At 48.2% G+C, this 7,567-nt stretch carries 6 protein-coding genes; 3 read left to right on the forward strand and 3 right to left on the reverse strand.

The window, feature by feature from the left end:
• Positions 1-92 precede the first annotated feature (92 nt).
• Positions 93-1,424 (reverse strand): branched-chain amino acid transport system II carrier protein, encoded by a 1,332-nt coding sequence (brnQ, locus tag Q0338_RS04265; RefSeq protein WP_298085676.1) that lies wholly within the window; start codon positions 1,422-1,424, stop codon positions 93-95.
• 174 nt (positions 1,425-1,598) lie between these two features.
• Here brnQ and radA point away from each other — a divergent pair, with 174 nt between their 5' ends.
• Positions 1,599-2,939: a DNA repair protein RadA gene (radA, locus tag Q0338_RS04270; protein ID WP_298085677.1), complete on the forward strand. Its 1,341-nt coding sequence runs from the start codon at positions 1,599-1,601 to the stop codon at positions 2,937-2,939.
• A gap of 180 nt (positions 2,940-3,119) precedes the next feature.
• On the opposite strand, the gene Q0338_RS04275 is transcribed toward radA, so the two are convergent.
• Both Q0338_RS04275 and Q0338_RS04280 read right to left on the reverse strand, forming a co-directional pair.
• A complete protein-coding gene (locus Q0338_RS04275) occupies positions 3,120-4,109 on the reverse strand; it encodes a DUF3137 domain-containing protein (protein WP_298085678.1) in 990 nt (329 codons plus the stop codon).
• Positions 4,110-4,284: 175 nt separating this feature from the next.
• Positions 4,285-5,121, reverse strand: a complete 837-nt coding sequence (locus tag Q0338_RS04280) for a peptidylprolyl isomerase (protein WP_298085679.1) — start codon at positions 5,119-5,121, stop codon at positions 4,285-4,287.
• An 87-nt stretch (positions 5,122-5,208) separates the two neighbouring features.
• On the opposite strand from Q0338_RS04280, the gene gltX reads away from it, so the two are divergent.
• Together gltX and Q0338_RS04290 are read left to right on the forward strand one after the other, a co-directional pair.
• Complete coding sequence (gltX, locus tag Q0338_RS04285) at positions 5,209-6,600, forward strand: glutamate--tRNA ligase (RefSeq protein WP_298085680.1); 1,392 nt, start codon at positions 5,209-5,211, stop codon at positions 6,598-6,600.
• Positions 6,597-7,567, forward strand: a 971-nt coding sequence (locus tag Q0338_RS04290; protein ID WP_298085681.1) for a malic enzyme-like NAD(P)-binding protein, incomplete at its 3' end; no start/stop codon positions are given. The genes gltX and Q0338_RS04290, both read left to right, overlap by 4 nt.

Below are 7,567 nucleotides of genomic sequence, written 5' to 3' on the forward strand. Positions count from 1 at the left end.
CTGGGTAAATTTGACGGCTGGGTAAATTTGACGGCTGGGTAAATTTGACGGCGCGCCGAACTCTTACGAGCTCGGCGCTTTGCAGCTAGCAGTTAAAAAGTATTTTCTCTCTTTTCTAGCACAAGGTGCAGTATGTAAGTCACCGCAAATGCGACCGCGCTAGGCACGATCCAGCCCAGCATCGAGTCGTAAAACGGCAGCTTTTTGACGAGATCGGTCACTAGCGGCACCGATACGCCCGCGATATCAAGGCCGTTTATCGTGCCGACGACCACGCAGACGTAGACGCAGGTGCGGTAGATGAGCTTGCTCGAGTCGATCAGCGGGTTGATGAGCGAAAGGATGATGAGCATGATGGCGATCGGATAGATGGCGATGAGCACCGGGATCGAGCCCTTGATGATGGTCGTGAGGCCGAAATTCGCCACGCCAAAGCCGATCAAGCACCACGCCGCGACCCAAATTTTATATTTGACGCGTCCGCCCGTTAGTTCCTCGAAGTACTCGCTAGCAGAGCTGATGAGTCCCAGCGTCGTCGTGATACAAGCTAGGAAAAACGCCGAACCCAGCACCAAAACGCCCGCCTTGCCGAAATAATGACCGCTGATGCGAGATAGCAACTCAGCTCCGTTTATCTCCGGCGCATCCTTAAACAGCTCCGCCGATGTCGCGCCCAAGTAGCCCAGCATCAAGTAAATCGCCATCAAAATCACGCCCGCCGTCATGCCCGCCTTTATCGTCGATGAAACCAAGTGGCGCTCGTCTTTTACGCCCACGGTTCTGATAGCGTTTATCACGATGATACCAAACGCCAGTGAAGCTAGCGCATCCATCGTCTGATAGCCCTCTACAAAGCCCTTAGCTGCGGCGCGCTGCGCGTAGTCTCCGCTAGGAGCGACGAACTCGCCGATCGGGAACAAAAATCCCGCTCCAAAAAGCAGTAAAATAAGCGCCAAAAGCAGCGGAGTTAGGTATTTGCCGAGTAGATCGACTAGTTTTGACGGATTCATACAGACGTAATAATTTAACGCAAAATACGCCGCCGAGTAGAAAAATAGCCAAATTTGCAAATTTTCAGCCGAAATAAACGGCTTAACAGCGATATCAAAAGGCATATTCGCCGCGCGAGGTATCGCAAAAAGCGGCCCGATCGTGAGGTATAAAAGCGCGGTAAAGAGCACTGCAAATACCGGATCTATGCGGCGCACTAGGCTTTGAAGCCCTTTTGCCCTAGCGATCGCTGCGACGCCAAGCACCGGCAAAAGCACCGCCGTAGCGCAGAAAAACATAATTGCGACGTAAAAATTCTGCCCAGCCTCTCGCCCCAAATTTGGCGGAAAGATGAAGTTCCCCGCACCAAAAAACATGGCAAAAAGCGTGAGCGAGATGACTAAAAACTGATTTTTGCTAAGCTTTTGTTTCATTTTCGCTCCATTTTAGTTTTAAATTTGACAAATTGTATTTAGATAAAGTTGAATTTTCGTTGATTTGAGTTAAATTTGCTCATTTTTCGCGCGCGCGTGTTTCGATTTGAAATTTAGCCACGCGGCCGGAGTAAAATTTAAACATTTTAAAGTATAATCGCGCAAAGGAAAAAAATGGCGAAAATCAAAACGGTATTTGAGTGTCAAGCCTGCGGTAATCAGCAGAGTAAATGGGTCGGCAAATGCCCTCAGTGCGGGGCTTGGGATAGCTTTTTAGAGCTAAATGCACAGCAAATAGAAACGCTAAAAGAGATATCAAAAAGTACCGCAAAACCTAGCCTCGCAAAGCAAATCAGCGAGGTCGAGATCGAAAAAGTCACGCGCATCAGCACGCAAAATAGCGAACTAGATCTGGTTCTTGGCGGCGGCGTCGTGGAGGGCTCGCTGGTGCTGATCGGTGGAAGCCCCGGCATCGGCAAGAGCACCTTGCTGCTAAAAATCGCGTCAAATTTCGCCGCCCAAGGCAAAAAGACGCTCTACGTGAGCGGCGAAGAGAGCGCGAGCCAGATCAAAATGCGCGCCCAGCGCCTAGACGCGGTCAAAGACGGGCTGTTTCTGCTTACGGAAATTTTACTCGAAAACATCCTAGCCGAAGTGCGCAAAAACGAGTATAAAATCCTCGTCATCGACTCCATACAGACCCTTTACAGCGAAAAAATCTCCTCGGCACCGGGCTCCGTATCGCAGGTGCGCGAGATCACCTTCGAGCTCATGCGCCTAGCCAAAAACGAAAACATCTGCGTCTTTATCATCGGCCATATCACGAAAGACGGCTCGATCGCGGGGCCGCGAATTTTGGAGCATATGGTGGACGTGGTGCTGTATTTCGAGGGCGACTCCAGCCGCGAGCTGCGTATGTTGCGAGGATTTAAAAATCGCTTCGGCTCGACTAGCGAAGTGGGGATTTTTGAGATGAGCGAAAACGGACTAATCAGCGCCAACGATGTCGCGGGCAAATTTTTCACGCGAGGCAAGGCTACTAGCGGCTCGGCGATCACCATCACGATGGAGGGTTCGCGCGCGCTTAGCGTCGAGATCCAGGCGCTCGTGTGCGAGAGCGCGTATCCTAAGCGCAGCTCCACGGGCTTTGATAAAAACCGCCTAGATATGCTGCTAGCGCTGCTTGAGCGCAAACTCGAAATACCGCTGGGTCACTACGATGTTTTTATAAACGTGAGCGGCGGGGTCAAGATCAGCGAAACGGCGGCCGATCTAGCCGTGGTCGCAGCGATCATTTCCAGCTTTAAAAATCGTCCGATCAGCAAAGAGAGCGTATTTATGGGCGAGCTTAGCCTAAACGGCGAGATTCGCGAGATATTTAACCTCGATCAGCGCCTAAAAGAGGCCAAAACGCAGAAATTTAAAAATGCGATCGTGCCGTCTAAGCCGCTTGACGCGCAGGGGCTAAAATGCTTCGTTGCAGGCGATATCACGCAGGTTTTGGAGTGGATGTGACGGTTTTGCGGCAGGATACGCGGATAAATTTAAATGCGCAAGCTCGGCGGCAGCGTAAAATTCGGTCAAATTTCGGTTTTTTGATTTTGATAGATTTTGCAGCGGTGCGTAGCGAGGTTTGGCGCAAATTTTACCGACTAAAACCCGCACCGCAAAAACGCTAATCTATTTTCGGCAATCCTAAACTCTCAAATTTGCCTCTTGCTTAAAAATATCAAGGTTCAAATTTAACTCGTCTATGATAGATAAAAGATCTGAAATTTCCTTTTTTATCTGATTTACGTCATAAAGGCTAGGCGGTAGCGAAAAGATAGTTGTTTCAAATTTATTTTCCGCTCCGTTTAAAAATAGGTAAAATTTATCGTCCATAAACGCCGCGCTCACGCCCATCTCTGCGGCGTATTTTATCTTTAACTCTCTCAAGCGCTTCATGAATGCTGGCGTCAAAAGATACCTCGCTTCGACCTTGTCGTCCGTAAAAACCCTAAATTCATCGTTAAAAAGAGTATCGTCCATCTGCTCTTTTTCGCCTAAAAATTTAGTATTTAGCGTACGGCTCGCCACTATCGTTTGACCGTTAAATTTCTTGTAAAACTCGCAGACCAAGACCGAACCGCTAAAGGCCTGGGCATTGCTATAGATTGTATAGAAAGCCGTAGCAACAAAAAGGACTGCGGCTATTTCCGGAGAGCAGCCGGTGCCGGCGACGATAGTTCCGCCCGGTATCCTTATTGCTTCGCTTAAGCTAAATTTGACGCCGTTATAAATGCCGCTGATTTGATCTTCGGCGCGGAATTTATTTTGCGCATATATGCCTATCTTTTTAAATTCCTCACGGCCAATCCCTGCCGACGGTTCATAACTAAAAGCCTGGTTTATATCCGAAATAATGGTACGAATATAAACATCTTTGTAAAATTCATCGTAAACCCATAATGGTTCAATTACATTAGACCAAGTTGTCACCCATGAGACGATAAAAATTGGAATATAACCGATGATGATAAATATTACGCCTAATTCGCTTCTAAAAATTTTTTCCGCTACGAAAATCCCGCTAAGCGGCAATATGGCTATAAAAAAGATCCCCAAAAATAGATACTTTACAAACGCACGTCTGCACTCTTTTTGCTTTTTTCTAGTTGCCTCTATGGCTTCGTTTATGTTCAAATTTTGCCTCTTTTGTATTTTACGTTTGGAGCGAATTTTATCAAATTTTACGCCGTGAAGGTGCGGGTTTGGGCAAGTAAGAAACTAAATTTAAAGAAAAATCGGTCAAATTTGACCGAAAATAAAAGAAATTAAGCCGAATCAAATCGGCTTAAATTTACGTTTAAATTTGAGTTTAGCGTAGGTATTTGACGTTGGCTTTGGCGCGGAGTTTGTTGAAGTATTCGCCGATGACGCGGTCTTGCTCGAGTTTATAAAGCGCGTTCATCGCTTCGTCTCTGACCTCGTCAAATTCAGGCATCGTTTGCCCCTTTTTAGACGCTACGTAAAACATCTCAAAGCCCTCGGGAGTCTGGAAAATTTGCGTGAAAGTGCCGTCCGGGGTCTGCTGAAATATCGTTCGTAGTTGAGGCGGGATCTGCTCGCTTTTTAGATCCAGCACGTCCATGTGCACGCTGTGGTTGGTGTTCATCGGGGAGCTGTGTCTGGCGGCCTCCAAAAGCTGCATCGAAGGCGCCACGTATCTAGTCACGCTCACGTCGGTAAAGTGCGCGAAAAGGTCGCGATTTTGCTCGAAATACGCTCTCGCGGCGTTTTCTGAAATGTTGATTTTAGCCTCGGCAAATATGCTTTGATATAGCTTTTCTTGTTTTATGCTTTTTGCGACGTCGTCTTTAAACTGCGAGTAGTCGCCGCCCTTTGATAGCACGGCCGAGCGCAGATCGGAGGCGCTCATACCGCTCTCGCTTGCTATCTTTTGCAACCTTTGATTTAGCTCGTAGTCGCTAGCTTCGATTTTTAGGTTTTTGATCTGCGCGGTTTCGAGTCTATCGCGGATCAGTAAATTTAGCGCGTTGGCTTCGCTTGTTTGCAGCTGTGCGGCGGCTTTGCGCACTTCGTTTACGGTGATGGGTTCGTTTTCGATGATGACGGCTATGCCGTTTGAGATCTGGCTCGCGTTAGCCATACAAAAACTGAGAAAAAACGCGGCGAATGAGATCTTTTTTAACATATAAAACCTTTGTTTAAGTCTAAAGTAAATATAATTTGAGCATTATAACATTTTAAATTTAAGCGCAAGCTATAAAGGTAAAATTTAATGCAAAATTCACAAATAGTAACTAGATTTGCCCCCTCTCCGACCGGATATTTGCACATCGGCGGGCTTAGGACGGCGCTTTATAACTACTTATACGCTAGAGCAAACGGCGGCAAATTTCTGCTGCGCATCGAAGATACCGACCTAAAACGCAACTCCGAGGAGGCCACGCAAGCAATAAAAGAGGCCTTTGCCTGGTGCGGGCTAGATCACGACGGCGAGGTGACGTATCAGTCGCGTAGATTTGACGTGTATAAAGAGTACGTACAAAAGCTGCTAGCCGAGGGCAAAGCCTACAAATGCTACATGAGCAAGGACGAGCTAGACGCTCTGCGCGCCGAGCAAGAAGCGAGAAAAGAGAGGCCCAAATACGACAATCGCTACCGCGAATTTACGGGTACTCCGCCTGCGGGAGTCGAGCCCGTCATCCGTATCAAAGCGCCTCTAAGCGGCGAGATCGTGATCGACGACGGCATCAAAGGCGAGGTCAAATTTAGAGTCGAGGATATCCTGGATGATTTCATCATCGCGCGCAGCGACGGCACGCCGACGTATAACTTTACCGTCGTGATAGATGACGCTTTAATGGGCGTAACCGACGTCATCCGCGGAGACGATCATCTATCAAACACCCCAAAGCAAATCGTACTATACGATGCTCTGGGCTTTAAAGCGCCGAAATTTTATCACGTCGCGATGATAAACGGCGAGGACGGCAGCAAACTGAGCAAACGCCACGGCGCGACCGACGTGATGGAGTATAAGCGCATGGGTTATCTGCCTGAAGCTCTTTTAAATTTCCTCGTGCGCCTAGGCTGGAGCCACGGAAACGACGAAATTTTCGGCATGGACGATATGCTAAAGTATTTCGATCCGCACGATATAAACAAGAGCTCAAGCACCTATAACGCAAGCAAGCTAGAGTGGCTAAACGCCCACTATATCAAGACTCTGCCGTACGAGAGACTAGCAAAAGAGATGCTTGAATTTGACATAGATTTTAAAGCGATGCCAAAGGGCGAGGTGCTGTTAAATTCATTGCGCGAACGCTCAAAAACGCTAGTTGAAATGAGCCAGAGCGCAAGAACGATAATAAACGCTCCAAGCGCATACGACGAGAAAGCCTATGCTAAATTTATCACGCCCGAAAGCAAGGAAAATTTGGCTAAATTTGCCGAAATTTTAGGCGAAAATTTGGACGCCAAAGGCTACGAGGAGATGACGGGTAAATTTTTAGAAGCAAACGGCTTAAAGCTAAAAGACCTAGCTCAGGCGCTTCGCGTCGCGCTAACTGGAAATAGCGTAAGCCCGGGGATATTTGAGGTGCTCGAGGTTTTGGGCGCGGACGAGACGAAAAAACGAATAAAAAATATTTTAAAGGAGAATAAATGACACACGTAACTAACGAAGAGGCGCTCGCGTATCACGAGGGCGGCAAGATAGAGATAAAAGTAAAAACCCCATGCGCGACGGCTAGAGACCTATCTATGGCGTACACGCCGGGCGTTGCGGTACCTTGTAAAGAGATCGAGGCCGACAACGAACTAGCCTACAAATACACGAACAAAGCAAATTTAGTAGCCGTCATCACCGACGGTACGGCCGTACTCGGTCTAGGCGACATCGGCGCGGTAGCGGGCAAACCCGTGATGGAAGGCAAGGCGGTTTTGTTTAAAAAATTTGCAAACGTAGATGCCTTTGACATCGAGCTAGACGAGCACGATCCAGATAAGATCGTTGAAATTTGCAAAGCGCTCTCTCCGACATTTGGCGGTATAAATTTAGAAGATATCCGCGCTCCAAAGTGCTTTGAGATCGAGCGCAAACTACAAGAAGCAGTCGATATCCCGGTCATGCACGACGATCAGCACGGCACGGCGATGATAACAAGCGCGGGCATAATAAACGCGATGGAGATTTCAGGCAAAGACATCTCAAAAATCAAAATCGTAGTTAGCGGCGCGGGCGCTGCAGGCATCGCATGCGCGAAAATGTACAAGGCTCTGGGCGCAAAACACATCGTGATGGTAGATAGCAAAGGCGTGATCCATAAAGGCCGCACCGATCTAACTCCGGAAAAGCTAGAATTCGCCCTAGAAACCGCAGATAGAACGCTAGCGGACGCGATGAAGGGCGCGGATATGTTCCTAGGCCTTAGCAAGCCTGGCGTCGTAACCAAAGAAATGGTCGCATCGATGAACGACGAGCCGATTATTTTCGCGCTTGCTAACCCGACTCCGGAAATCTTCCCTGAAGACGTCGCAAGCGTGCGAAACGACGTGATGATGGGAACCGGTCGCAGCGACTATCCAAACCAGGTAAATAACGTTCTTGGCTTTCCGTTTATATTCCGCGGCGC

The sequence above is a fragment of the uncultured Campylobacter sp. genome, assembly GCF_938018145.1.
Classification (GTDB): Bacteria; Campylobacterota; Campylobacteria; order Campylobacterales; family Campylobacteraceae; genus Campylobacter_A.

Bases quoted from the DNA above. Each gene is read 5' to 3' on its own strand.
- radA (WP_298085677.1), top strand. From the start codon at position 1,599: ATGGCGAAAATCAAAACGGTATTTGAGTGTCAAGCCTGCGGTAATCAG.
- Q0338_RS04280 (WP_298085679.1), bottom strand. From the start codon at position 5,121: ATGTTAAAAAAGATCTCATTCGCCGCGTTTTTTCTCAGTTTTTGTATG.
- gltX (WP_298085680.1), top strand. From the start codon at position 5,209: ATGCAAAATTCACAAATAGTAACTAGATTTGCCCCCTCTCCGACCGGA.
- brnQ (WP_298085676.1), bottom strand. From the start codon at position 1,424: ATGAAACAAAAGCTTAGCAAAAATCAGTTTTTAGTCATCTCGCTCACG.